Raw genomic sequence first — 26,718 nt, forward strand, 5'->3', positions numbered from 1 at the left:
TTGAGAAGGATGGTGTGATTTACTTTGAAGAAAAAGAAAAGAAAAAACGAAATGGCCGAGATAGAAGATCTACTGCTGGACTGGGAGCTTCCCTTCGAAGGACAGAAGAAGGAAACCTATTACAATTATCATTGTCAGAAATGTGGGTATAAAGAGGAAGTGCCAGCATTTATCGTAGATGAGATGAAAGCTATGGACAAATTGGATAACTTGGGCTCACCAGGAATGCCAATTTTGGAATGTCCTTATTGTCCTGGAGGCATGGTTTATAAAGGGGAAAAAGAGTAAGCTTTGCGGCTTACTCTTTTAAGTCGCCCGAAGGGCGAATTTGTTCTTGCTGTATAACTGAGGCTGAATAAGGGCAAATTATGTTATGGTACGAGTAAGGAAAGGAGATGATATTGTGGCTAGATTGCCGATTGGTACCCTGGTTCTAGTAATTGTTTCTTTGTTAATTTATTTTGGTCTGGCGCACCGGATTCTGGACAGAATGCGGCTCACTGACCGACAGGCACTGGTGGTCATCGGCTTAATGATCATTGGTAGTTTTATTACAATTCCGGTAGCAAGAGGACTAGTAGGAGTAGATGTGAATGTAGGTGGAGCGCTGGTACCACTGGGGTTGTCAATTTATGTACTGGGAAAAGCGGGTACAGGCAAGGAAATCTTTAGAGCCTTAATAGCAGCTGTGGCAGTTGCCATTGCAATCAGTTTCTCTACGGTATTTTTAGGGGGTACAGAGCCGGAGACAATGTTTATGGATCCTATTTACTTTTATCCCCTGGTAGCGGGTGTATTAGCCTATGTTGTAGGACGCTCCCGGCGTTCAGCTTTTATCTCTGCCATACTGGGGTTAATGCTGGCAGATGTTTTCCAGCTGGTCTGGTATTATGCTAAGGGTAGAAGCGGATTTGTCAGTTTTGGTGGGGCAGGTGCTTTTGATACGTATATACTGGCCGGCGTACTGGCCGCTTTGCTGGCAGAATTGATAGGTGAAACCAGGGAACGGCTGCAAGGAGGACCGGCCCGGGAAAACCGAGATCCTGAGTTGATAGCAGGACTTAAGACCCCGGAAATGGCCAGTATGCTGGGGGCTGACCAGAAGAAAGGGGGAGAAAAAGATGAGCAACAAAAATAATAGGCTGCTGGCAATTGGTGGTTTGGTATCCCTTCTTCTGACTTTAGGTTTGATTTATGCCCGGGACAATGGGACTTTAGGACAATGGCTAGCTATGAACAGCAAAGTTCCAGTCTTTCAACCATTAAATTTATTGAGTGGCAGTGATGAGACAGAGCGGGAATCAGGATATTACATCTTTAAAGATGAGCAGGGGAAAACCATTCATATGACTGCCCTGCCAGTTTTTGTCGGAGATGAATACATTGCGGATGACAATAAGCATTACAGAGTAGAGAAGATCGAGGGTGATGTTGTTAAATTAAAATACATTGGGCAGGAAAAGCTGGCTTATAATCCAGCCTGGGATGAACCGATGAGCTTGCCAGCTCAAGCGGGTGGTGGTAAAAAACCGTTGATAGCTATTTATCACAGTCATAGTGATGAATCGTATGTACCAACCGATGGTCGGTCCAGTATATATGGCAATGGCGGGATTTACAAAGTCGGGAAAGCCTATGCAGCTGCAATGAAACAAATTGGCCTTAATGTAGTTCAAAGTCTGCGCAAACATGATCCCCATGATGCTAATGCCTATCATCGCTCGCGCAGAACTGCTACAGAATTGTTAAAGCTAAACCCTGTCGCACTGGTGGATGTGCATCGGGATGCTGTTCCGCCCGATGTTTATCAGGCTAAAATAAACGGCAAAAACGTTACGCAGATCAAGCTAGTCGTGGGACGCAGAAATCCTCGCAAAGGGGAAAACCTGACCTTTGCCAAAAATATTAAAGCATATCTCGATAAACACCGTCCAGGTCTAGTAGAAGGCATTTTTATTGCCAAAGGAAACTACAACCAGGACCTATCGCCACGGGCAATCTTGATCGAAGTTGGATCTCATACTAATAGCCGAATTCAGGCTCAGGAAGGCGTAAAATTGTTTGCTGATGCTGTACCCCGGGTCGTTGGGGTAAGTACTACTACCGGTCCAGGAGCAGCGCCTCCGGGTGCAGCTGCCCCTGATAAATCTCTAAGCTTGAGTGATGAAAACCGCGGCTCCTGGACGGGGGCTTTTCTGGCGATTGTACTGGTGATTGCAGCTGGTATCGGTTTTCTGCTGTTAGCGACCGGCTCTGGGGCAGCTACCTGGGATAGATTGCGGAACTTCGCTTCCCGGGAACTGGCCAGTGCCCTGGGGTTAAAAAAGAAAGAGAATAAGGGTGGGGAAAAAAGAGAGTGAAGATAATCTATAACTGTTATGGTGGCGCCCATTCATCAGTTGTAGCAGCTGCCCTGCATCTGGGGCTGCTGGACAACACCAGGGTCCCCGGAGAAAAGGAGTTGCTGGAACTGCCTTTATTTGATGGGACCTGGGAACATGACCACGGGCGCCTTTTTTTCTTTGGGATTGATGATAAACAAAGGGAAATATATGTTTTGGGCAAACGCAATCTTGGCCACCAATTGAATGACTTAATCCATCTGGCTGCTCAGGCAGCAGGCATAACCAGGGAGGAATATTTACTGGTGGATGCCTTACCATATGTCAACTGGTTAATGGTAGTAGGTGGTTATACTTCCCGGAGATTGCACTGGGAAAGATTGGGTAGACCAATAGTTATAAGAGGGATACAAACTTTTTACTGGCAAATTGTCAACAAGGTTGAGCAGGTAAAAAAGCTGGTACCGATTACAGAAACAAAAAAATGGGTTCTAAAAAACGGAGCAAATATTACTGTTGACCGGGTTTTAGCTTGCCGCGTAGTAAGAAGTTTCTGGCTGGCCTGGGGCATAACTGGCATTTCCCTTGACTTCCTGGCTGCGATGGTTAATAATGAATAGAGTGATTTATAGTGTTGAGGTGGAATATGACACAAGCAGCTGTTATTGCCAGTGTCCAGACTGAAAGTTTTGGAGAACGGATAGGGCTTAAACCAGGCGATCGGATCTTAGCAGTTAATGGTGAGGCGGTCAGGGATTTAATCGATATGCAATTCGCTCTGGCCGAGGAAAAGTTGAGCTTAACTATTGAACGAAGTGGGGCAATTTTTACTCTTTCTGTACAAAAACAATGGGATGAAGACCTGGGTATAGAGCTGGAAAGCGCAGTTTTCGATGGGATTAGACGTTGCGCCAATCGTTGTAAATTTTGTTTTGTGGAGCAAATGCCGCCAGGGATGCGGGAAAGTTTATATGTTAAAGATGATGATTACCGTCTTTCGGTATTGCATGGGAATTTTATTACCTTAACCAATTTAAGAGAAGAAGATTTACAACGCATTGAAAAACTACATTTAAGTCCGCTTTATGTTTCAGTACACACGACTAACCCGGAATTGCGACAGGAATTGATGGGTAACAGGAAAGCGGGGCAGGTATTACAACAATTGCAGCGATTAGCAGCTGCCGGAATCGAGCTTCATACCCAGATTGTTTGTGTACCTGATTACAATGACAGGGAAGAGCTGGACAAGACTGTTGCTGATCTGGTAAGTTTATATCCCCAGGTTCAGTCTATTGCGGTTGTTCCTGTCGGGCTGACAGCCCATCGCAATGGATTAGCAAAATTAAGAACCTTTACCTCTCAAGAGGCCGCAAACTTAATTGACCAGGTAGAGCGCTGGCAGGAAAAGAACCGGCAGGAGTTTGATTGCTATCTAGTTTATGCAGCCGATGAGTTTTATTTAATGGCAGGGCGATCCATTCCTGAGAATGAACGTTATGAGGATTTTCCCCAGTTGGAAAACGGGGTTGGCCTGGTCAGGACATTTCTTGATAACTGGGAGGACTCAAAAGAGGAACTGCCCAAAAAACAGGGTAAGAGCAGGAAAGCTTTGTGGATCACGGGGGTTTCTTTTGCAAGGGTACTGCAGCAGGTTGCCGCAGAGGCGGAGGCAATTACCGGGGCAAAATTTGAGGTTCTGGCTGTCCCGAACCGTTTTTTTGGCCCAACAGTGACGGTTACCGGATTGTTAACCGGGGAAGATATATTAGCAGCTTTATCTGAATCGCAAAATGTGGATGTGGTTTTTCTGCCTGATATTATCTTTCGACGTGGAGAGATGGTTACCCTGGATGGAATGACTGTAGATGAAATTGCAGATAAAGCTGGAGTGAAGGTTGAAGTTATCAGTAGTAACGGGGAAGATTTAGTAGTTATGATAAAGAGGTGGTTGACAGGTGAGTAAACCAATTGTAGCCATAGTGGGGAGGCCAAATGTAGGCAAATCCACATTGTTCAACCGGCTGGTGGGTGGCCGGTTGGCTATTGTTGAAGATATACCTGGAGTTACGCGAGACAGGATTTATGGGGATGCGGTTTGGTTAGACCATGCTTTTACTGTAATTGATACTGGTGGTATTGAATTTTCCGGGATCGAAAATGAAATTGCCAATCAGATGAAACACCAGGCCCAGCTGGCCATGGAGGAGGCAGACGTTATTTTATTTGTAGTTGATGGAAAGGAAGGTCTGACCATCAATGACGAAGAAGTAGCCAATATGCTGCGCCGGGCCAATAAACCAGTGGTACTGGTAGTGAACAAGGTGGACAATTTTGATCACACTGAACAGTACAATGAGTTTTATGCCCTTGGTTTAGGGGAACCTATTCTGATCTCGGCAGCCCACGGCTATAATATTGGGGATTTACTGGATGAAGTGGTGAAACACTTTTCACCGACAGAAGGGGAGGAAGAAGATGATGATGTAATAAAAATAGCTGTCATAGGCCGACCCAATGTGGGCAAATCTTCTCTGGTTAATGCTTTGCTGGGGACAGAACGGGTTATAGTTTCCGATGTGCCTGGGACTACACGCGATGCTATTGATACTGCCCTGGAACGGGATGGCCAAAAATACATTATCATCGATACTGCCGGTATGAGACGCAAAGGCAAAATCGCAGATGTAGTGGAACGCTATTCTGTAATTCGATCCTTGCGGGCAGTGGATCGAAGTGATATAGTCCTGATGGTAATAGATGCGGTAGAGGGATTGACAGAGCAGGACAAGAAAATTGCCGGTTATGCCCATGAAAGTGGCAAAGGTTGCATCCTGGTGGTAAACAAATGGGACCTGGTGGAAAAAGATGATAAAACGGCTTTGCGTTATACGGAGAAATTGAGAGAAGGTCTTGGTTTTATGCAATATGCTCCGGTCATCTATGTTTCTGCCAGAACCAAGAAAAGAGTGGCCAAGATTTTGGAACTGGTAAAATTTGTAGCAGATCAACAAAATATGCGAATTGCTACCAGTATTTTGAATAACCTGATCAGAGAAGCCACTTATCTGAATCCACCGCCTTCAGACCGGGGTAGAAGGTTGAAAATCCTTTATGCTACCCAGGTAGCTGTTAAACCGCCTACATTTGTGTTATTTGTAAATGACAGTGAATTATTGCATTTCTCCTATCAGAGATATATTGAGAATCAGTTACGTCAGACTTTCGGCTTTGAGGGTACTCCCATACGGATTATTCCCCGTAACCGGCAGGAGGAAAAAGAATGAACTGGTGGTTAGGAATTATCCTGGTTATCGCTTCATATGTTCTAGGGTCTGTTGCTTTTGGCTATGTGGTGGCCAGAGCTGTGGCCGGAATCGATATCCGCAACTATGGCAGTGGGAATGTCGGAGCTACCAATACCTGGCGAACACTGGGCTGGAAAGCCGGGCTTATAGCTTTTGCAGGTGATTTTGCCAAGGGGGCAGTAGCTGCCTGGCTGGGCAAACTCTGGGGAGGACCGGCCTGGGGAGTAGCACTGGGGATTGCAGCAGTTCTGGGCCATACCTATCCGGTGTTTTTACAGTTCAAAGGAGGTAAAGCTGTAGCCACAGGTGGTGGGGTACTTTTTGCCCTTAATCCGTCTATTACCTTGCTGGCTTTAGGGATCTGGGGTGCTATTCTTTACATAAGTGGCTATGTTTCACTGGCCTCATTAATAGCAGCAGCCTGTACCCCGTTCCTGCTCTTGATGTTTGAGCCATCCTGGGCAGTTCGCATCTTTGGTATAATTGGCGCCAGTATTGTTATCTGGCGGCATAGGAGCAATATCCAGCGTTTGCGTACAGGGACAGAAAACCGGATTGGTCGCAGTGGAAAGAGGAGGGATTAGCACCATGAGGGTAGCGGTTATTGGGGCCGGCAGCTGGGCTACAGCCCTGGCGGTTCTATTAAGCCGGAATGGGAAAGAGGTAACTATGTGGGCCCGTCGTCAGCAGCAAATAGAGGAGATGCTGGAATATCGGGAGAATCGCAGCTATCTGCCCGGTGTTAGTTTGCCACCTCAATTGCGGTTGACGGCGGACTTAGAACTGGCCCTGGCTGATGCGGAAGCGGTTGTCCTGGGCGTGCCCAGTCATGCGGTCAGGGAAACTATTAAAAGGGTCGCCGGTTTTTTAAAACCACAACAACATAGATTAATAGTCAATACCGCCAAAGGTCTAGAAGAAGGCTCTTTCTTGCGTTTAAGTCAGGTAATTGCTTCTGAATTGCCGGATGTGTTTCGGGATAAAATTGTGGTTTTATCAGGGCCCAGTCATGCCGAAGAGGTAGGGCGGGAAATACCCACAGCAGTGGTGGCAGCGGCAGCCAAACGGGAAACAGCTGAAGCTGCGCAGGATTTGTTCATGTCTCCTGCTTTTCGCGTTTATACCAATCCCGATGTTGTCGGCGTGGAGCTGGGGGGAGCCTTGAAAAACATCATTGCCCTCTGTACAGGTATTTCGGATGGACTGGGTTTTGGGGACAACACCAAGGCTGCACTGATGACAAGGGGTCTGGCGGAGATAGCTCGTCTGGGCAGTTCTTTAGGTGCTCAACCTTTAACCTTTGCTGGTCTGGCAGGGGTTGGTGATTTGATTGTCACCTGTACCAGTTTACATAGCCGCAATAGAAGAGCCGGAATATTGATTGGGCAGGGCAAGAAACTGGAGGAAGCTCTGGCTGAAATCAAAATGGTAGTTGAAGGGGTGCGCACCTGTAAAGTAGCTAGAAGTCTGGCTCAGAACCTTGGGGTTTCTATGCCTATCACGGAACAGGCCTATCAGGTGCTGTTTGCTGGAGCAGACCCCCGGGAAGGAGTAGCCAGACTGATGCAAAGGGGTAAAACCCATGAGATGGAAGAGGTGGTTTTAAACCAGCACTGGTAAAAGTAGAGCTTAAGAGGCTTAAATGCCTCTTTTTTTGTTCTTGACAGAGAGACAAATAGTGTTGTAGAATAATAGCGAATTGCAAATCATAATCTACAACAGCAGTACGGAAGGAGAGATCAGGAATGAAGGTACGCAAAACAATGGCTGCTGCTCTGGCGGCTCTGCTGGGGGTAGGGCTTTTAGCAGGTTGTGGCAGCGGCAGTAGCAACCAGCCGACCGCCAAAAGCCAGGATAACAGTGCTGCGGGCGGAGATGTAATTAAGGTAGGAGCTAACTATGAGCTGACCGGAGGCATTGCCACTTTCGGGAATTCCAGTGTAAACGGGATTAAGCTGGCACTGGAAGAATTTAACCAGGCAGGGGGTGTGAATGGCAAAAAGATTGAACTGGTCACAGCAGATAACAAGAGCGATGCTGCTGAAGCCACTAATGCCATGACCAAACTTGTGACCCAGGACAAAGTAGTGGCAGTGTTGGGCCCGGTTGCCAGTTCCAATGTGCTGGCAGCAGAACCGGTAGCAACTCAGAACCAGATTCCGCTGGTTACCTCCTCGGCGACTAACCCCAAGGTAACTGTGGACCCTGCAACCAACAAAACCAGAGACTGGATTTTCAGGACCTGCTTTATTGACCCATTCCAGGGTGATGTAGCAGCCCGCTTCTCTTTCAATGACCTGAAGGCGAAAAAAGCAGCTATCTATGTCGACCAATCCAGTGACTATTCCAAGGGGCTGGCAGAAGCATTTAAGAGTGGATTTACCAAACTGGGTGGTGAAATTGTTTCCGAAGAGGCTTTTGTCGCCAAGGATACCGATTTTAAAGCTACCCTGACCAAAATCAAGGCTAAGAATCCTGATGTAATCTATGTCCCTGCTTATTATGAGGAAGTAGGTAAGATTATCCGTCAGGCCCGGGAACTGGGGCTTACCCAACCTATCGTTGGCGGAGATGGTTTTGATTCCCCCAAGCTGTTAGAAATCGCTGGCAAAAGCGCACTGACCAATGTCTTCTTTACCAACCACTATACCACTATGGATACTTCTCCGGTGGTACAGGAGTTTGTCAAGAAATACAAGGACAAGTATGGTCAGGAACCGGATGCTCTGGCTGCTCTGGCCTATGATGCTGCCAAAGTGTTGTTTGAAGCTATCAAAACTGCTGGGACTCCTGACCCTGTCAAAATCAAGGATGCCCTGGCTGCTACCAAAGACTTTAAAGGTGTAACCGGAACCATTACCTTAGATGCACAACATAACCCGGTTAAGAGTGCGGTAATCATGGAATATAATAATGGTGCTCTCAAATTCCGCACCAGGGTGGAACCGTAACTGAGGTAAAGACGCCTGCATATTTTATAATGCAGGCGTTTACTTTTTTTGCTTTTTGTCGAAAATTGTAGCGAAAAATCCCTTGCCAGCTGATACTGTTATATGATACCATCTATTAAGATAGAGAAAATATGCTCAAACAATAGGAGAGGTTGGTTGTGATGGAATTAATAGGTTGGGTTGTCTGGTTGGTGCCGGCGTTATCAATCTGGGCAGCACTGGCCCAGTGGGCCTGGTGGCGGGAAAAAAACAAAAAAGAAGAGTTGTTAAGGTTAAATCGCGAATTGTATCATAAAGCCATTATAGATGATTTAACTGGTGTCTATAATGTAAGATACTTACATTTGAAGTTGCGAGAATTCGTGCAGCGGGCTCGCCGCTATGGGCGTCCTTTCGTACTGGCCTGGATCGATCTTGATTGTTTCAAGCAATACAATGACACCTTTGGTCATCTGGCTGGTGACCAGGTCCTTAAGACTTTTGGTTCTGTTTGCCAGGAACAGCTTCGCATTGATGTGGATTTTGCTTTTCGCTATGGAGGTGATGAATTTGCCCTGCTGCTGGCAGAAGTAAGCAGAAAAGAAGGAGAGCAGATTATGGAGCGCTTGCAAAATGCTTTTAAGCAAGCAGTGGACTATAAAGTTGGACTGAGCTATGGACTGGTAGAATATCAAAATGATTTTACTCCTGAGGACATGCTGCGAACAGCTGATGAATTAATGTACCAGCAAAAAAAGCAACACAAGGCGATTCTGGGAAAATGACGACTAAATCATTGTATGTCGTCATTTTTTTTGTCCACATCAAATATATTTTTAGTGTTAAAACCTGCCTGTCTAAACTGGCAGGAAAATTGTAACAGGAGGAGGGAGGCGTGGTTATGGAGAGGATAGACATCTTTCACGATATCGCCGAAAGAACCAATGGCGATATTTACCTGGGGGTGGTGGGTCCTGTCCGTACGGGTAAATCCACTTTTATTAAAAGATTCATGGAACTTATGGTCATCCCCAATATCAAAAATGTCTATGACAAGGAAAGGGCCCGGGATGAGTTGCCTCAATCGGGGGCTGGACGGACAATTATGACCACTGAACCCAAATTTATTCCTGATGAAGCAATCGAAATCAACATTGGCGGCAGTGTTAAGGTAAAAATGCGGGTTGTAGACTGTGTGGGCTACACGGTACCAGGAGCCCTGGGCTATGAGGAGGACGAAGGGCCCAGAATGGTGCATACTCCCTGGTCGGAAGAAGCGATTCCCTTTCAGGAAGCAGCTGAAATCGGTACTCGCAAAGTGATTACTGACCATTCCACCATCGGGATAGTGGTAACGACTGATGGCACTATCACTGATTTGCCGCGCTATGCCTACGAGGAGGCAGAGGAAAGGGTTATTGCTGAACTGAAAGAACTGGGAAAACCATTTGTCGTGCTATTAAATAGCACCAGGCCCCATGGGGCCGAGGCCCAGGATTTGGCCCGGGAACTTGCCAGTAAATTTGATGTTCCGGTTTTACCGGTAGATTGTGCAGAGCTGAATCAGGAGCAGATTATCAATATCCTGCAGGAGTTACTGTTTGAGTTCCCGGTTAATGAAGTAAATATTAATTTACCCCGCTGGATTGAGGAATTACCCCCCAATCACTGGTTAAGGGAAAAGTTTGAAAGCGCTGTTCGGGATGCAGTGCGTTATATAAAGCGCCTGCGAGACGTGGATCGGGCAGTGGAGGCACTGGGGGAACATGAATTTGTGGCTGGAGTAGCGCTGAGGGAAATGGATATGGGAACTGGTGCTGCTACAGTGGACATGGAAGCCCGGGAGGACTTGTTCCTGCAAGTGTTAAAGGAAGTAACTGGATTTGAAATTGAGGGAGAGCATGATATTTTACGTTTAATGCAGGATCTAGCAGTGGCAAAACGGGAATATGATAAAGTAGCGGAAGCTTTAGCAGAAGTAAGATCTACTGGTTATGGTGTGGTTACACCGCGTCTGGATGAAATGAATCTGCAGGAACCGGAATTGATCAGGCAGGGCAATCGATTTGGCGTCAAGCTGAAAGCCAGCGCTCCTTCCTTGCATATTATCAGAGCGGATATTGCCACTGAAATAACCCCCATTATAGGAACCGAAAAACAATGTGAGGATCTGGTACAATCCATGATGAAAGAATATGAAACTGACCCCAGAAAAATCTGGCAATCAGAAATCTTTGGCAAGACATTGCATGATCTAGTCAGGGAGGGAATACAAAATAAGGTGCAAAGGATGCCGGAAAGTGCCCGAGTCAAACTCCAGGAAACTTTGCAGAGGGTGGTCAATGATGGTAGTGGTGGCCTGATTTGTATTATTGTATAAAAACAGGGTCGGCTTGCTGGGCCGACCCTGTTTTTTCATACTTCCAGCTGAATCCGGTAATGTTCCAGCCAGTAGTTAATTTGAATCAAATAGGCAAACAGCTGGGGCAAATTCATTAACTGACCGAACCAGGGGTAACTAAAACGCCCCGGATCCTGTTCCAGTAAAAAGGAGAGATAATCCAGATCAACAATTTCTCTGAGTGGACTTGTTTTCCTGGCCAGGATCTGAGAGAGATCTGTTCTGACCAGTTGATAGTATCCGGGATTATGGGTTTTGGGGTAGGGACTTTTCTTTCTGTTTAAAATTGATTCAGGCAATAAATCTTTTAAAGCAAGACGGAGAATACCCTTGGCCTGACCGCCATAATTTTTGAGCTCCCAGGGTATATTCCAGGCATACTGCACCAGACGATGATCACAAAAGGGCACCCGCACTTCCAAACTGGCAGCCATTGTCATTCGGTCTTTGCGGTCCAGTAAAGTGGGCATAAAGCGGGTCAGGCTCAAGTAAGCTATCTCGCGCAAACGTGCAGCCTCAGGGCTTTCACCTGCCAGACGCGGAACTTCAGCCAGGGCCGCTTGATAGCGCTCATTTACATACTGGTAGGGTTTTAGTTTGGGGAGCAGGCCAGGTTTTAGCAGTTTTGTTCTTAAATCCAGGTTCAATGACCAGGGAAATGTATTAGCCTGGATAGCATCGGGGCGATGAAACCAGGGGTAGCCACCGAAAACTTCATCAGCGCATTCGCCTGAGAGACCAACAGTGGCTCGCTTTTTAATTTCCTGGGAAAACAGCAGTAATGATGAATCAATATCTGCCATGCCGGGGTAGTCTCGTGCTGTTAATGCTGGTATAAGAGCATTATAGAGATCTTCTGAGTGCAGTAAAACCCGGTGGTGGCTGGTATTATAGTGTTCACTGGCAATTTTAATCCAGCGGTTATCATCATCGGGAACAAAGCTAGAAGGTTGAAAATACTGGTCATTACCACAATAATCAATTGAAAAAGTCTGCAATTCCTCCCCTTTCTGGGTGAGAGTACGGGCGGCAATGGCTGTGATAGCGGTAGAATCCAGGCCCCCGGATAAAAGCGTACATCTTGGTACATCAGAAATCAACTGTCTTTGTACTGCATCGATAAATAAAGAACGGACCCGTGCTGAAGTTTCCAGCAGATTGTCCTGATGGGGGAAGCTGGTTAGCTGCCAGTAAGGTTGAACTTCAAGACCTTGAGGGCTATAAACCAGATAATGTCCTGGTTTTAATTCATACATACCTTTGAAAACACCATAACCCGGGGTACGGGCAGGGCCGATCAGAAAAATCTCCGCCAGTCCTTCTGCTGTAAGCACTGGTTTTACTGCCGGGTGAGCAAGGATACTTTTGGGTTCCGAAGCGAATAGCAATCCAGATGCGAGGGGGTAGTAGAATAAAGGTTTTACCCCCAGATGATCCCGGGCCAGAAAAAGAGTTCGCGTGGTTTCATTCCAGACTGCAAAGGCAAAAATACCATTGAGTTTGTCAAGGCAGGCAGCACCCCAGTGAATAAAAGCCAGCAAAAGAACCTCGGTATCGGAATAGGAGAAAAAGCGATAACCAGCAGCAAGCAACTCTGAGCGAATTTCTTCAGTATTATACAATTCACCATTATAGACCAGCACAAAGTGTTGACCTTTTTCCAGGCGTTGCATGGGCTGTTTGCCACCTGTCGGGTCGATTACCACCAGGCGTTTGTGTACCAGTGCTGCAGAATAAGAGAAATAATAGCCTTCTTCATCCGGACCACGGGCAGTCAGGGTATTACCCATACGCTGCAATATATTTGCTGATTGGGTTAAATCGGCCTCCCAGTCAATCCAGCCAGAGATTCCACACATGCGACTCCCTCCTTGTCCCTAAATAAAAAAGTCATCCGGTATCTTACCGAACGACCCCATTGCCGCGGTATTAATAATCTATGCCAGTCGTAAAAAAAGTTTTCCTGTATAAAAAACGGAGAAATAAGCTGAAAAACAGTATAGAGTAAAGATATTTCTCTATAACCATTACTCAATTAGTTGGCATAATTTATATCTTTGTATATAATGTCTTTCATATAGGTTCATCATTCCGTGAGAGAAAGACAGAAAGGGAGGACGAGGAGAGTGGGTAGAGAGAAAAAGTTTTATCTAGTTCATGAGGACATTTTGCCGGAAGCGATTAGAAAAACTGCCCAGGCGAAAGCGATTCTGGCCCGGGGTGAGGCCAGTACTGTTCATGAAGCTGTAGAAAAGGTTGGCCTGAGCCGAAGTGCATTTTACAAGTATAAGGATGGGATTTTTCCATTCTATGAAGCCAGTCGCGGTAAAATTGTCACTCTGGCATTATTGCTGGAACACAAAGCTGGTATTTTGTCGAATGTGTTAAACACTATTGCCAGCGTAAGAGGGAACATTTTGACCATAAACCAGAATCTACCACTACAGGGAATGGCCAATGTAACCATTAGTCTTGAGACGGCGGAAATGATGCAGGATGTAGATGGCCTGGTGCGCACTATTGAAAACATTGCAGGTGTCCGCAGTGTAGAAGTGGTAGGACAGAACTAAGGGGAGGGGTTATTTTGCAAAAAAGAGCAGTAAAAATCGGAATAATTGGCTTTGGCACTGTCGGTCGTGGAGTCTACCGGATTTTAACAACCAACCAGGAAAAACTGATACAGCGGGTAGGAATTGGCCTGGAAATTGCCGGTATTGCCGTGCGTGATCTCAAGAAACCCAGACAAATATCGGCGCCTCAGGATTTATTTACAGCTGATCCCTGGCAGCTGGTAAATGATCCTGGGATTGATATTATTGTTGAAGTCATGGGTGGTACTGAGCTAGCCAGAGAGCTGGTATTACAGGCATTGCGAAACGGCAAAAGTGTAATAACTGCCAATAAGGATTTAATTGCTCAGCATGGTCAGGAACTTTTTGCTGAAGCCGATGCTGCCAGGGTTGATTTGTTGTTTGAAGCCAGTGTTGGTGGTGGTATACCCATTATTAGACCACTAAAACAGTGCCTGGCTGCCAATAATATCAGTCAAGTTATGGGAATTATCAATGGTACTACCAACTATATGTTGACCAAGATGACCCAGGAAGGCTCAGATTATGAAGAAGTATTACGAGAAGCCCAGGCGATGGGATATGCTGAGGCTGATCCCACTGCTGATGTAGGGGGATTTGATGCAGCCCGTAAATTGGCGATACTTGCTTCTATAGCCTTCCATACCAGAATTACCTTTGACCAGGTATATGTCGAGGGTATTACCCGGATTTCTGCCAAGGATATTACCTACGCGCGGGAAATGGGGTATGTGATAAAATTGCTGGGTGTAGCCAAAGAGCATGAAGGTCGGGTAGAAGTAAGGGTACATCCGGCCCTGGTTCCCCAGTATCATCCTTTAGCTGCGGTTAATGATGCCTTTAACGCTATTTTCGTTCGTGGTGATGCAGTAGGCGATACCATGTTCTATGGCCGGGGAGCGGGAGAGTTGCCTACGGCCAGTGCGGTAGTTGCGGATATTATGGATGCAGCCCGCAATATCAATCTGGGCAACCGCGGCAGGATCTCCTGCACCTGTTATGAACAAAAGGAAATTATTCCGATCCAGGAGATGGAAGGGAAATATTACATTCGGCTGCGTGTCCTGGATAAACCAGGGGTACTAGCGGCTATCGCCAGTGTATTTGGCCAGGAAGAAGTAAGCTTGCGTACAGTCATTCAAAAAGAAACCATCGGTGATAAGGCTGAGCTGGTACTGGTAACCCATTATACCAAAGAGGGGAATGTGCGACAGGCTTTGCGGACTATAGGTGCCATGACTACAGTAGAAGAGATTGCCAATGTTATCAGAGTGGAAGGAGAGGAAGTTTAGTGTTCACAATCCGCGTGCCGGCTACGACTGCTAATCTGGGACCGGGTTTTGATTGCATTGGCCTGGCTTTGAATTTATACAATGAAATCAGGGTTGAATTAAATGCGAAAAATGAATTTAGACTGGAAATTGAAGGCTGGGGCGCGGAAGAATTAAAGAAACCGGAAAATAATCTGTTTTTGCAAGCCTGTCAGGAAATCTTCGTAAGATGCGAGCAGAAAATGCCAGGCTTGAACGTCTTTTTCTTGAACAAGATACCTGGTGGGGCAGGACTGGGAAGCAGTGCAGCAGCGCTAGTGGCTGGTCTGGTAGCGGGGAATTTGCTGTTAGGTGAACCTTTTACCAGGCAGGATTTGCTGGAAATTGCAACGACTCTGGAGGGGCATCCGGATAATGTGGCACCGGCGTTACTGGGTGGTTGCGTAGTCGCCGTTAAAACTGAAAATAGAGTGGAATGGTTGAGATGGGAAGTGCCTGCTGAGGAACTGGCAGCGATAGCAGTTGTCCCCAGATATTTGCTGGCGACTAAAGTGAGCAGACAGGTATTACCGCGGACGGTTTCATTTGCGGATGCGGTATTTAATGTCAATCGGGTAGCATTGCTGGTGGGCGCTTTTGCTCAAAAAGCCTGGGATAAACTGGCGGTGGCTATGACCGACCGGTTGCATCAGCCCTACCGCATGCCATTAATCCCGGGGCTGAATGAAGCCCTGGCCGCTGCCCAGGAAGCTGGAGCTTATGGTACAGCCTTGAGTGGGGCAGGGCCCACAATTCTGGCCCTGGTTGCGCCGGAACGCAAGCAGCAAGTGGCAGAAGCGGTGAAGGAAGCATTAAAAAAGAAGGGGATTAGTTCAGATGCTTATTTGTTAAGTCCTGCAAACAGAGGGGTATGGATTGAAACTTAGAAATTTAGATAGGAGAGGTGTTCGGGGTGGCGTTGGTCGTCCAGAAATTTGGCGGAAGTTCTGTAGCGAATGCAGAAAGAATTAAAAGAGTAGCCCGCCGGGCCGTGGAATGTTTCCGGGAAGGTAATCAGGTGGTTGTAGTTGTATCGGCGATGGGAGATACAACCGATGAATTATTGAACCTGATGAAACAAATTACCCTGGACCCAGATCCCAGGGAACAGGATATGCTGCTGAGCACCGGGGAACAAATCAGCATTGCCCTGCTGGCCATGGCAATTCAGGCGGAAGGGGTAGCAGCTATCTCTTTAACTGGTCCCCAGGCAGGGATTAGAACTGATAATGTTTTTAATAAAGCCAGAATTAAAAAGGTTTTGACCCAGAGAATTCGGGAAGAACTGGCTAATAACAAAATTGTAGTGGTTGCTGGTTTTCAAGGGTTAAATGAGGATGGCGAGATAACCACTCTTGGCCGGGGTGGTTCAGATACGACCGCGGTGGCTCTAGCGGCTGCTTTAAAAGCAGATGTCTGCGAAATTTTTACTGATGTTGACGGGGTTTATACTGCTGACCCCAGAGTTGTACCCCAGGCCAAAAAGCTGGCGGATATTTCCTACGATGAAATGCTGGAACTGGCCAGTTTGGGGGCGGTAGTATTGCAGCCTCGGGCAGTGGAGTTTGCTAAAAACTATGATGTGCCAATTCATGTCCGTTCCAGCTTTAATCATGAGCCCGGGACAATAGTCAGGAGGGAGAGTACCATGGAAAAGGAAAGGGTTGTAAGCGGTATAGCCCATGATTTAAATGTAGCCAAAATAGCTATTTTTGATGTGCCAGACCGGCCGGGGGTTGCCAGAACTCTATTTCAGTTACTGGCAGAACAAAATGTCAATGTAGATATGATCATCCAGAGTGCGACCAGGAATGACACCAATGACATTTCCTTTACCTGTGCCCATGATGACTTGTCCCGGGCCCTGGCTGCAGTGGAGCAGGCCTGTTCCTTGCTAGGCGCTAAAGGCTACACTTACGATGAAGATGTAGCAAAAGTATCCATAGTCGGAGCAGGAATGGTTTCCAATCCCGGGGTGGCAGCCAAAATGTTTGAAGCACTGGCTGAGGAAGGCATTAATATAGAAATGATTGCCACTTCTGAGATAAAAATTTCCTGCATTATTAGAGCCAGTGATGTCAAACTGGCGGTACTGGCCTTGCATAACAAATTTCAACTGGAAAAGCCTTGATTCTGCGGAATCAGGGCTATTTTTTTTGCCTTTGGCATAAACATGAGAAAAGGGACAGGTATGAGGGTAAAGGGAGGGACAGCCAGTGCTGGAAAAGGAATTGTCAGCAATCGGGAGCGATTATGATCTGGAAATAGTCGATTGGGAAAAGAGAGAAGCAGGTTATAAGTTGCTGACAGATAAGGGTAAAAAATATTTACTGGTTAACCAGTATGACTTGCTCAAAATATTGGAGTCTACCGGTACCTTAAGGCCGAACTGGCTCATTAAGCCCTGGCAGGATCGTTTTGGCAGTTTTTGGGGAAAAAGTGAGAGTGGGGATATATTTTTTTTAACCGACTGGCAAGAAATTGTTCCGGCTGACTGGCAAAAAGCAGAGCAGCGCAGAAAAATGACGAAGACTCTGGCTGAGTGGCATGAAAAAGTTATGCATGCTGCCGAGGGGACTTGTCAGGAAAAGTTAAAAATACCTCAGCCCTGGTGGGAGAAAGCTAAAGGAGTTATAGCTCTGGCTGAAAAGGTAGCCAGGGCTGCGGAAATTGCTAACAGGCAGGAAATTAAAAATTACTGGCAAAAACTGCTGGCCCAAAATTGTCCTGGAATAGATGATTATCGTCAAATTTCCTGGAGTATTGGCGACAGAGGAGCTATATTTAACAACTATGCCGGGATATGTTGCTGTATCCCGCCACTGGAGATTGCCCGCTGGCTGGAATTGAATGGCTGGATGTGGCAGTGGCAGGATGAAGTGCTGCTGGAGATCTGGTCTGACTACATAGAATGCAGAAATATACGAGATGAAGAGATTTCATTGTTGCAGGCAGCATTGATTATTCCAAGGAAAATAGCTCTGGGTTTTGCTCGCTATGAATCGCTGGCTCATTTTGAGGAAAAAAGAGAAATATTTATTGAAAAATTGGTTAATGGACTTTGGGGGTGATCGGATGTACTGGGAGGAAAAGGATGAAGAACTGATTGTTCATGAAGTCTTACATGAATACAATTTGCGTCAGCTTAAGAAAATTAAAAAATCCGAAACAGGGTATAAGATAATGACCGAAAAAGGACCAAAACATTTAAAAAAATATAACGGGGAACTGGCGGGAATTAAGTTTGTGCGCAGGGCCACTGAACATCTGGCTAAACAGGGCTTTAGGCGAATAAATCGTTTTATTTTGACTAAATATGGAGAGCCCTATGTCCAGTGGGGAAAAGACTACTGGTATCTAACCGATTGGCGTGATGGCAGAGAGTGTGATTTTGACAAGCTACCTCAGCTGGATCTGGCAGTAAAAACCCTGGCCCAGTTTCACCAGGCAGCGTGTGGCTTAACTTGTACTGAAGATGAAGGCATTTTCTGGGGAGAATTTAAAGACCAGCTAGTTCAACGGGGGAAAAGACTTCAGGACTGGGGAGCAGTCCGTAATAGCGGGGAATTTCTCGGGGACTTGCAAGTTTGTTCTCAACTGTGGGAACAGATTAATCTGGAAAGTCTGAGGGATAATGCGCAAAAAGAGGGAGTTTTCGCCCATGGTGCTTATGGGGAAAGTGCCCTTTTACGCGTCAAGGAAACAGGCATGTTTATTGTCAAAGAGGAGCCCATCAAAAGAGAATTGCAGGTTTTTGATTTAGCACGATTGTTAAGCCGTTATTTACCCAAATATAAATGGGATCTGTATGTTGGAAAATTGTTACTGGATATTTATGATGCCTATCGTCCCTTACAAGGAGAGGAATGGAAAGTACTGGTAGCATATCTGGCTTTTCCCATGCGTAAGTACCGGCTTTTCCGGAAATATCAGACCGAAGTAGTGCTGGATGAAAGCAATTTTATGCTTAAGTTACAGGAAGAAGCTGAACTGGACCGGCTCAAGCGGGAGTTTTTACAGCAAATTATCAGGGAAAGGGAAATCGGTTTAGTTCTATCCTGAGTACCTGGGCTTTTGTCACTCCTGGCCCGAGGAAGGCATATAATGGAATACCTCGGCTAAGGAGGAGGAGAGAAATGGATACTTATGCTGTGATAATGGCTGGCGGGACGGGTACAAGGTTTTGGCCCAAAAGCCGTTCGCGATTTCCTAAACAATTTTTGCCCCTGTTCGGCAATAACAGTCTATTGCAAACTACCTTTAATCGCGTCAACCGAATTCTTAATCGCAATCAGATTCTGGTAGTTACCAACAAACACTATGTACAAACAGTAATCAATCAATTGCCCCAGTGCCTGTTCAGCAATTTGCTGGTGGAACCAGTTCGGCGGGATACAGCATCCTGTATAGGCCTGGCGGTAAGTTATATTTACCGGGTGAATCCTGAGGCAGTAATGGTGGTGCTGCCATCTGATCACTTTGTAGCGGATGAGGAAAAGTTTCTTCAAACTGTCCAGGAAGGTATAGAGTGGGCTCGAAAAGGCGACTGGATAATCACTATCGGCATAAAACCCAGTGAACCGAAAACTGCTTATGGCTATATAGAACTGGGGCAGGAACAGAGAGAGGGGGTCTGGCAGGTAAAGAGTTTTCGGGAAAAACCGGACTTAGATACTGCCATTAAATATCTGGAACAGGGAAATTTTTTCTGGAATGCTGGAATATTTATTTTTCGAGCAGAGGTTATGTGGCGGTCCCTGGAACGCTACCTGCCTCAGGTACATCAAGCTCTCAATCAGGTAATTCCATATTGGGGTACTCCTCAGCAGACAGAGATTATTAAAAAAGTTTATCGACCTCTGCCTAAAGTATCAATTGATTACGGGGTGATGGAAAAAACTGATAACTTGCTGGTTTTAACCGCTGATTTTGGCTGGGATGACCTGGGGAGCTGGAGTGTTCTAGGCCGTGTTTTACCCGTTAGTGATGAAGGAAATGTGGTAATGGGGCAACACCTGGGTCTTGATACCAGTAACTGTATTCTAGTTACAGAAAACCAGCTGCTGGCCACTATCGGTATCAAAGACCTGATCGTGATTGCAACAAATGATGTGATTTTAATATGCCCCAAAGATAAAGACCAGGAAGTAAAAGAAATGGTAAAACTGGTTAGAAATTCGGAATACAGGCGTTATTTTTGAGGTGGTCATTATGTACTGGTCTGTAATCTTCTGGGGAAGAAAATCAGAGAAACTCCAGCTAATTTTTTACCAGGACGGCTGGCAGGCGGAATGGCCCTCTACCTGGTCTGTTCAGGAACTAAAAATTAATACTGAAAGGGTTAAACCACTGGCCTCTAATTATGCAGCAGGTACGACATCTCTTCAGCCCTTTTCAACTTTTCAAATCAGTTTGATTTTAAAGGATGGTACTAAGAAATTCAATTTCTTTGGCAATTCTTATTATATCCCAGTATTACCAGCCCAGCCGGTCAAAATCCCGGCGGTGCATCAGAGGTGGTGGCTGTTAAATGGGGGGATTGCCAGTGATTCCTGAGTATGTAATTCAAGCCTATGGCTTCAAAGTTACCAGAGTAGAAAAAATACGGCGAATCTGGCGCTGTCATACCGAGCGTCATGGTATCTGGGGCATAAAATGGGTTGAATATCCACCAGAAGAGTTTAGCTTTATCTGGCAGGTCAGTGAACACTTGAGGAAAAAAGGATTTGAATATTTCCCCCCTATTCAGCAGACCAACGAGGGAAAGGGCTGGGTACCTGACCACCAGCGTGGGATTTGGTTTGCAGTTCCCTGGTTAAATGGTAAAAAAGCAAGTTATGAAAAATGGGAACATATTAAGGCCGCTGTCGATCTCTTGGTTGCATTGCGTTTGGCAGGACAGGGTTTTTACCCTCATAATCCTTATCCTGGCCGGATTCACTTGGGACGCTGGCCAGCTTATTTTAAAAATCGATTACATGATTTAAGGAACTTTCAGCAACAGTTACAAAAAAAAGACAGACTTAGTGAGTTTGACCGGTTGTATAAGCATTATCTGGCATATTATATCGCTCAGGGGGAAGAGGCCATTTCCCGCCTGGAAGAAACGGACTACTATCTTTATTGTCAGAAGGAAAAAACAAAAGGAACTTTTTGCCATCATGATTTTGCTCATCATAATTTGCTCTTGTACCAGGGAAAAGCTCATATTATAGATTTTGACTATTGCCTGTATGATCTTCACTTACATGATTTTGGGAGTTTGGTTATCAGAGTAATGAAGAAAAATCGCTGGAAAATCAGATCGGCTGAAAAAATTCTCAACTATTATGCTGAACTAAATGGCCTTACAGAAGCAGAACAAAAAATTCTGGTGGCTTTCTGGCAATATCCGCAGGATTTCTGGCAGCTAGGGTTTTCTTACTATATTGAGCAACTGCCCAGGACGGAAAGAGAATTTATTAAAAGACTAAAAACGGTTTTGAAACAGGAAAAAGAGCGGCTTAATTTCCTGAAGGAAATGAAAAAAGCTGCACAAATTTGAGGAGGGTTGATATGGAGAAGGTAGTTTGTCAGGGGATTTATCAATTATCGGAAGATGCTACTCCATTAGAACGGATTACGGCCATGGCGGTAAAACCGGAGATAAAAGAGATTTTCCGGGATGAAGACAAATGGACAGTAGCCGGGATTGTCGAGGTTGTAATAGAAGGGGAATGCCCACGGGAAAAAAATGATGAAATCGATGATACTGATGGCCTCATGTTTGACAAGGAGACAGAGGTAAAACCTTTTACTGTCAGTATACAAACAGCAGGCTCATGGCAAGTTCAGTTTGATTTGCCTGAAAATGAAAAAGAGCCGGATGTGGAAATGGAGTTAAAAAGCCATGAAGCCTGGTTGGCAGCTGAAGGAATCGAGTGGTCGGTTGAACTGGCACTGGAATTAAAATGGCCGGAAGAACAGATTGCAGCCGAGGAATCCATAGAGACAGGGGTTGAGGAATTAACCGAAATGGCTCCCTGGCTAAAGGATTGGGTTGAAGTAAAACCGGTATGCAGTGAGCAAATAGGAACAGGGACGATTCCTATCTGGGAAGTTAAAGAAGAAGTTAAAGAAAACAAAGAGATAAGTGTCAACAAGATTTATACTCCTAATAAGCAGGCACCTAAACCCATTGCGATGGCAAAAGGGAGAGCAAAAGTGACTATGTATTTTGTGAAAGAAGGAGACAGCTGGGAAACCATTGCCCGCCATTACGGAGTAGGGGAGGAAATTCTGAAACAGCGCAACCCTGGTTGTCAGCTCTTGGCCGGGTCAGTTCTCTGGGTGCCGAGGGGATAGATAAACATGCAACAGTTTTTGCTTTATCACGAGGAAAATCAACAATGGGGTATGGCCTTGTGGTCGGAAATGGAAAACCAGTCCTGGTATCAAATACAGTTATGGAGTCATCCTGCCCAGCAGGGAAACAACAAAAATAGCTACTGGGCCTGGGTGATCACAGATGAGGATAAGATAATCAGGCTAGAGCGCATGCAGGAGTGGGGCTGGAGTGGTTATTTTATTATCGGCAACCTTAATCTTGACCGGCCAGCCAGGATTAAGCAAATTATTATCAGTCAGGAGGACAGGAGCAGTAAACCAAAACGACCAGGAAAAATCATTGCCTATAGCCGGAAAATGCCCATTCCGCCGGTCTGGCTACCTTTGCCTGATCCTGCGGCTCATCCCCGGCAAATAATTGGGGTAATCTGGGATGAACGGGGGGAAGTCAAATACCTGGCTCATGGTATCTGGGGCAAAAGAGAACAGCCCCCGTTAAGCCAAACGGGGGCATTTTCACCTTATCGTACCTTTGAACCTGCTCTGGGGGAAGCTGGTAAAAATGGCTGGGGCTACTGGTTGATGTATTGGAATCCTAAGACTAACCAGATAGTATTTCTTAATCGTTAAGCCAATCCTGAGCTGCTGAAAGCAGATAATCGACTTCGGCAGGGTTTTCCCCTTCACAATAGAGGCGTAAAACTGGTTCAGTACCTGAGAAGCGAAAAAGCAGCCAGGCGCCGCTGGAAAAATGGACCTTAATGCCATCCATTTTTTCCTGGCGCTTAATTTTTTCCCCGATTTTAGCGGGGATAGTATTGAGTTTATGATGCCAGCATTCCAGTTGTTCGGGACTGCAAACCAGATCAAGCCGCTGGTAGTGCCAGGGGCCAAGCTTTTGCTTTAACTGGTTTAGCAGATTTGGTAAGCTTTCCCTGCTGATTAGTTGCAATTCCAGCAGGTTGAGACCGGAAAAAATTCCATCCCGTTCAGGTAAGAAATCGGGAAAACCAAAGCCGCCGCTTTCTTCGCCACCAATCACCACTTTTTCCTCTTGAATCAATAGAGGTGCAATGTGTTTAAAACCAATAGGTGTTACTATTAATTCCAGGTTATATAGCCGGGCCAGCAGGTCTACCTTGGCAGTAGTAGAAAAAGTTTTAATCACTTTGCCGCACTTTTGTTTATTTTCTACCAGATGATAGAGAAGCAGCAGAAAAATATCCTGAGCGGTTATTATTTCTCCGCTTTCGATGACAACACCGAGACGATCGCCATCTCCATCAAGAGCAAGGCCCACAGTTTGTTGCTGTAGCACAGCTTTTTGTAAGTCACGTAAGTTGGCGGCAATGGGTTCAGGATTCAAGCCACCGAAAGCAGGATTAATTTCAGCATGAATTTCTTTTACCTGCCAGCCATAATTTGCCAGCAAACGGGGAAAATAGCCCTGGCCGGAACCATAAAGACAGTCCACAATCACTTTTTGTCCGGGCTGATTCATAAAAACTGCTCCGACCCTGTTGTGTATAGCCTGCAGATATACTTCATCAAAATCCTTTATTTGCCAGCAACCTTTGGCAAAAGGTTTGGTTTCCTTTCCGATCAATGTTTCAATCCAGGCTGTGTCGCTAGCTGGAGCTGAGGAGCCATACTCATTCTTGATTTTTATTCCCAGCCACTGGGGTGGATTATGGCTGGCGGTAAGCATAATCCCTCCTGCCGCCTGTAGATGGCGGATAGCATGGGAAAGGACAGGAGTAGTTATGGGCTTATTTGCTAATAAAACCCGATGGCCAAGCCAGGAGAGCTGTTCTGCACAATAGCGTGCAAAACGCTGGGCCTGGAAGCGGGTATCATAACCGATTAGCAAGAGCACACCTTGCCGGTATTTATGAAAAAAAAAGTTTCCGACAGCAATAATGGCCTGGTGCACATTGGCAAGGATAAAATCTATTCCGATTTCACCGCGCCAACCATCTGTACCAAAGCGGATGGACATAACATCGCCTCCCCCTGCTGGTTACTATAAATTTATTCGCCAGAATTTCACCTTAACACCGCTGTTGTCATATATTACAACACCAGCATGTTGAGAGGAGGAAGGCCTATGTGTCGCCAGGGTATGGCTGACGAATATAAATGCATGCCGATGATGCCGATGATGCCTATGATGCATCATCCAATGATGTACCATCCCATGATGTCCCATGCAATGATGCATCCGATGATGCACGGTCATTCGATGTGCCCAATGATGTGTATGATGCAGATGATGTATATGTATATGATGATGCAGATGATGACCATGCATCATTGTCCACCCCACTATGGCATGAAAAAACATAAACATCATAGCAGTTAACGGGCTGCCAGGGCAGCCCGTTATCCTCTCTAAATTTGTCTAAAACCAGGAGGTAGGTGACAGCCGTGAAGATCGGAATCGATGCCCGTGCGGCCATCTGGTACCGGGGAACGGGAATTGGTACTTATACTTACCAGCTCTTGCGCTCTCTATATTTAATAAATCGGCAGGAATTCAACTGGCGTTTTTTCTGGCCCGGGGACGAATATCGGGACCTGGACATAGCCAGTGATTCCATTTTTAACTCCATTGAAAAAAACAAGGATAAATTCTGGGAAGAAGTGCATATTCCGGCACGTATTACCGATGAAAAAATAGATTTATATCATGTGCCGCAGAATGGAATTGGATTGCCCAAAGGCAATAGTTGTCCCATGGTGGTAACCATACATGACCTGATACCATACATTTATCCGGAAACGGTTGGCAAAGGCTATCTAAAAGTATTTTTGCAGGAAATGCCTGGGATTGTAGCCAGAGCTGCCCACATAATTACTGTTTCTGAGTGTTCAAAACAGGATTTGCTCAGGATCTTGAAAGTTCCTGCTGAAAAAATAACAGTTACCTACGAGGCACCAGAGCCAATCTATCGGCCTGTACCGCAAAAAAAAGCGCGTGCTTTTGTCAGTGAGCACTACGGCATACAGGATCAGTACATTCTTTATATCGGCGGGTTTAGCCCCCGGAAAAATGTTAAAGGGTTAATCAATGCTTTTAAAGAAATTCGAAAAGATGTAGGTTATCCAATCAAACTGGTACTGGTCGGTAAACAGGTAAGGGAGTATGGGGATCTGGTAGTATTAATCGAGGCCCTTGGGCTGGAAGAGGATGTTATTTGGACGGGATTTGCCGCAGTAGAGGATTTACCTTATCTTTATGCAGCGGCTAATCTGTTTGTCTATCCTTCATTCTATGAAGGTTTTGGTCTCCCACCCCTAGAAGCAATGGCCTGCGGAACTCCAACTATTGCTGCTAATACATCCTCAATTCCTGAAGTAGTGGGAGAAGGAGCATGGTTGTTTAATCCCTTTGATTCCATGGAACTGGCAGAAAAAATGTATAAATTGTTAACAGATGCAGATCTTCGCCAGGAGCTGGGTAGGAAAGGATTAATGCGAGCAGGGGAATTCAGCTGGAATAAAACTGCGCTGGAAACCATGGAAGTATACAGGAGAGTACTGGGAAAGCGGGGATAGACAATGCAAGAGCAGGCTCCGCTGAAGGTATTAACAGTTCAGGAAGTGGCCCAGGTTTTAAAAACTGATCGGGAAAAGGTGGAAAAATTAATCGCCAGTGGCCGCTTGCCTGCAATGGTTTTGCCGGGGCAAGAAGTTAGAATCAGGGCGGAGGATCTGCTAACTTTTCTCAAAAACGAAACGGCTCAGTATACTGAATTAAAGCGAAAATATCACAGCTATCAACAGGAAAGGCTGGAGAAGCTGGAAAGGGCCTTACAACAGCTAAAGATAATTCCCGAAAAACTCAATCATGGCCTCCAGGGTGAATTGAATCGGGCGGCAGGAGACTATAGCAGAGTACTAGAGCTAAAAGAGGTTTTTGAAGATATTTATAAATTAACCAGAAGAATTTTAAAGACCCAGCAGCGAGTGGAGAGCAGAAAAAGCTCTGATCATGATGATTACTTTCAGCAACTGGAAATAGAATGGCAGGAGTGGGAAAGGGAAATCGAAAAATGGCAAGACCGTTTTTTGACCAGAGCCAAAAAAGCCGGTAAAAAATTAAATTTTGGCCTGGCTCAGGTATATCAAAATTTGGTACAAATTCTAATAAATGAGTGGGACAAAATAAGAAAAGAAAATTTTTAAAGAGCTAATTGCGTTGTCAGAAAATCCTGACAATCCAAGGGATTAGCGAAAGGTCAAAAATAAATTTACCCCAGAAAAAGGTGTATAGAAAAGGGTTTTTAGCGCAAAACAAGAGGCTGAGGGAAAAATTCACCCCAGCCTCAAATGTTGTAAAAAATAAGCAACAGGCATCCACCTGTGGTAAAATTGAAGTTGAAAAGACAAAAATCCTACCCAGGGAGGGATGCCTGTTATGGCTATTATACCACAAATTAAGCTATTTGAGTGGACAGAAATACAAACAATTGGAGATTTAGTTCGTTTACGGCTGGTTCTGGATTAC

27 protein-coding genes are annotated in these 26,718 nt (G+C 45.6%); 25 read left to right on the forward strand and 2 right to left on the reverse strand.

Annotated elements, in window-relative coordinates:
• Window positions 1-24 precede the first annotated feature (24 nt).
• The 11 genes from B5D20_RS10570 (at window position 25) to spoIVA (ending at window position 10,960) form a co-directional block, all read left to right on the forward strand.
• A complete protein-coding gene (locus tag B5D20_RS10570) occupies window positions 25-288 on the forward strand; it encodes a hypothetical protein (RefSeq protein WP_078664755.1) in 264 nt (87 codons plus the stop codon).
• A gap of 115 nt (window positions 289-403) precedes the next feature.
• Window positions 404-1,138, forward strand: a complete 735-nt coding sequence (locus B5D20_RS10575) for a DUF1614 domain-containing protein (RefSeq protein WP_078666200.1) — start codon at window positions 404-406, stop codon at window positions 1,136-1,138.
• Window positions 1,122-2,360 (forward strand): stage II sporulation protein P, encoded by a 1,239-nt coding sequence (spoIIP, locus tag B5D20_RS10580; RefSeq protein WP_078666201.1) that lies wholly within the window; start codon window positions 1,122-1,124, stop codon window positions 2,358-2,360. Before B5D20_RS10575 ends, spoIIP begins: the two co-directional genes overlap by 17 nt.
• Window positions 2,357-2,962: a DUF3189 family protein gene (locus B5D20_RS10585; RefSeq protein WP_078666202.1), complete on the forward strand. Its 606-nt coding sequence runs from the start codon at window positions 2,357-2,359 to the stop codon at window positions 2,960-2,962. Before spoIIP ends, B5D20_RS10585 begins: the two co-directional genes overlap by 4 nt.
• Before the next feature lie 26 nt (window positions 2,963-2,988).
• Window positions 2,989-4,308 (forward strand): DUF512 domain-containing protein, encoded by a 1,320-nt coding sequence (locus B5D20_RS10590; protein ID WP_078666203.1) that lies wholly within the window; start codon window positions 2,989-2,991, stop codon window positions 4,306-4,308.
• Window positions 4,301-5,629 (forward strand): ribosome biogenesis GTPase Der, encoded by a 1,329-nt coding sequence (gene der / locus B5D20_RS10595; protein WP_078666204.1) that lies wholly within the window; start codon window positions 4,301-4,303, stop codon window positions 5,627-5,629. Before B5D20_RS10590 ends, der begins: the two co-directional genes overlap by 8 nt.
• Window positions 5,626-6,234: a glycerol-3-phosphate 1-O-acyltransferase PlsY gene (plsY, locus tag B5D20_RS10600; protein WP_078666205.1), complete on the forward strand. Its 609-nt coding sequence runs from the start codon at window positions 5,626-5,628 to the stop codon at window positions 6,232-6,234. Before der ends, plsY begins: the two co-directional genes overlap by 4 nt.
• 4 nt (window positions 6,235-6,238) lie before the next feature.
• Complete coding sequence (locus tag B5D20_RS10605) at window positions 6,239-7,270, forward strand: NAD(P)H-dependent glycerol-3-phosphate dehydrogenase (protein WP_078666206.1); 1,032 nt, start codon at window positions 6,239-6,241, stop codon at window positions 7,268-7,270.
• Between the two features lie 125 nt (window positions 7,271-7,395).
• Window positions 7,396-8,601: an ABC transporter substrate-binding protein gene (locus tag B5D20_RS10610; RefSeq protein ID WP_078666207.1), complete on the forward strand. Its 1,206-nt coding sequence runs from the start codon at window positions 7,396-7,398 to the stop codon at window positions 8,599-8,601.
• 161 nt (window positions 8,602-8,762) lie between these two features.
• Window positions 8,763-9,365, forward strand: coding sequence for a GGDEF domain-containing protein (locus tag B5D20_RS10615; protein ID WP_242952065.1), 603 nt, complete (start codon window positions 8,763-8,765; stop codon window positions 9,363-9,365).
• Window positions 9,366-9,481: 116 nt separating this feature from the next.
• A complete protein-coding gene (gene spoIVA, locus B5D20_RS10620) occupies window positions 9,482-10,960 on the forward strand; it encodes a stage IV sporulation protein A (protein WP_078666225.1) in 1,479 nt (492 codons plus the stop codon).
• 35 nt (window positions 10,961-10,995) lie between these two features.
• Here spoIVA and asnB read toward each other — a convergent pair whose 3' ends face one another.
• A complete protein-coding gene (gene asnB, locus B5D20_RS10625; protein ID WP_078666209.1) occupies window positions 10,996-12,840 on the reverse strand; it encodes an asparagine synthase (glutamine-hydrolyzing) in 1,845 nt (614 codons plus the stop codon).
• Between the two features lie 267 nt (window positions 12,841-13,107).
• Between asnB and B5D20_RS10630 the strand changes: the two genes are divergently transcribed.
• The 11 genes from B5D20_RS10630 (at window position 13,108) to B5D20_RS10680 (ending at window position 22,838) form a co-directional block, all read left to right on the forward strand.
• Window positions 13,108-13,551, forward strand: a complete 444-nt coding sequence (locus B5D20_RS10630) for an ACT domain-containing protein (RefSeq protein ID WP_078666210.1) — start codon at window positions 13,108-13,110, stop codon at window positions 13,549-13,551.
• A gap of 14 nt (window positions 13,552-13,565) precedes the next feature.
• Entirely contained in the window at window positions 13,566-14,864 is a 1,299-nt protein-coding gene (locus tag B5D20_RS10635; RefSeq protein ID WP_078666211.1) for a homoserine dehydrogenase, read from the forward strand.
• The gene (gene thrB / locus B5D20_RS10640; protein WP_078666212.1) at window positions 14,864-15,769 is read left to right on the forward strand and encodes a homoserine kinase; all 906 of its coding nucleotides are present in this window, start codon (window positions 14,864-14,866) and stop codon (window positions 15,767-15,769) included. The genes B5D20_RS10635 and thrB overlap by 1 nt, the downstream gene beginning before the upstream one ends.
• Before the next feature lie 26 nt (window positions 15,770-15,795).
• Window positions 15,796-17,013 (forward strand): aspartate kinase, encoded by a 1,218-nt coding sequence (locus B5D20_RS10645; RefSeq protein ID WP_078666213.1) that lies wholly within the window; start codon window positions 15,796-15,798, stop codon window positions 17,011-17,013.
• Window positions 17,014-17,098: 85 nt separating this feature from the next.
• Window positions 17,099-17,953 carry a hypothetical protein gene (locus B5D20_RS10650; protein WP_078666214.1) on the forward strand — a complete coding sequence of 285 codons (855 nt, stop codon included), beginning with the start codon at window positions 17,099-17,101 and terminating at the stop codon, window positions 17,951-17,953.
• Window positions 17,954-17,957: 4 nt separating this feature from the next.
• Complete coding sequence (locus tag B5D20_RS10655) at window positions 17,958-18,944, forward strand: protein kinase family protein (protein ID WP_078666215.1); 987 nt, start codon at window positions 17,958-17,960, stop codon at window positions 18,942-18,944.
• A 74-nt stretch (window positions 18,945-19,018) separates the two neighbouring features.
• Window positions 19,019-20,083 carry a mannose-1-phosphate guanylyltransferase gene (locus tag B5D20_RS10660; RefSeq protein WP_078666216.1) on the forward strand — a complete coding sequence of 355 codons (1,065 nt, stop codon included), beginning with the start codon at window positions 19,019-19,021 and terminating at the stop codon, window positions 20,081-20,083.
• A gap of 10 nt (window positions 20,084-20,093) precedes the next feature.
• Window positions 20,094-20,438: a hypothetical protein gene (locus B5D20_RS10665; RefSeq protein WP_078666217.1), complete on the forward strand. Its 345-nt coding sequence runs from the start codon at window positions 20,094-20,096 to the stop codon at window positions 20,436-20,438.
• Window positions 20,428-21,426, forward strand: a complete 999-nt coding sequence (locus tag B5D20_RS10670) for a CotS family spore coat protein (RefSeq protein WP_159444465.1) — start codon at window positions 20,428-20,430, stop codon at window positions 21,424-21,426. The genes B5D20_RS10665 and B5D20_RS10670 overlap by 11 nt, the downstream gene beginning before the upstream one ends.
• A gap of 11 nt (window positions 21,427-21,437) precedes the next feature.
• A complete protein-coding gene (locus tag B5D20_RS10675; RefSeq protein WP_078666219.1) occupies window positions 21,438-22,226 on the forward strand; it encodes a LysM peptidoglycan-binding domain-containing protein in 789 nt (262 codons plus the stop codon).
• Between the two features lie 6 nt (window positions 22,227-22,232).
• Window positions 22,233-22,838: a hypothetical protein gene (locus B5D20_RS10680; protein ID WP_078666220.1), complete on the forward strand. Its 606-nt coding sequence runs from the start codon at window positions 22,233-22,235 to the stop codon at window positions 22,836-22,838.
• Here the strand turns inward: B5D20_RS10680 and B5D20_RS10685 are convergent.
• The gene (locus B5D20_RS10685) at window positions 22,828-24,207 is read right to left on the reverse strand and encodes a phosphohexomutase domain-containing protein (protein WP_078666221.1); all 1,380 of its coding nucleotides are present in this window, start codon (window positions 24,205-24,207) and stop codon (window positions 22,828-22,830) included. The two genes, B5D20_RS10680 and B5D20_RS10685, sit on opposite strands and share 11 nt — an antisense overlap.
• A gap of 108 nt (window positions 24,208-24,315) precedes the next feature.
• Here B5D20_RS10685 and B5D20_RS10690 point away from each other — a divergent pair, with 108 nt between their 5' ends.
• From B5D20_RS10690 to B5D20_RS10700, 3 genes are all read left to right on the forward strand, one after another.
• Entirely contained in the window at window positions 24,316-24,570 is a 255-nt protein-coding gene (locus tag B5D20_RS10690) for a hypothetical protein (RefSeq protein ID WP_078666222.1), read from the forward strand.
• Window positions 24,571-24,635: 65 nt separating this feature from the next.
• Complete coding sequence (locus B5D20_RS10695) at window positions 24,636-25,766, forward strand: glycosyltransferase family 4 protein (RefSeq protein ID WP_078666223.1); 1,131 nt, start codon at window positions 24,636-24,638, stop codon at window positions 25,764-25,766.
• Window positions 25,767-25,769: 3 nt separating this feature from the next.
• Window positions 25,770-26,396, forward strand: a complete 627-nt coding sequence (locus B5D20_RS10700) for a helix-turn-helix domain-containing protein (RefSeq protein ID WP_078666224.1) — start codon at window positions 25,770-25,772, stop codon at window positions 26,394-26,396.
• The last annotated feature ends 322 nt before the right edge of the window (window positions 26,397-26,718 follow it).

The sequence above is a fragment of the Carboxydocella sporoproducens DSM 16521 genome, from assembly GCF_900167165.1.
Taxonomy (GTDB): domain Bacteria; phylum Bacillota.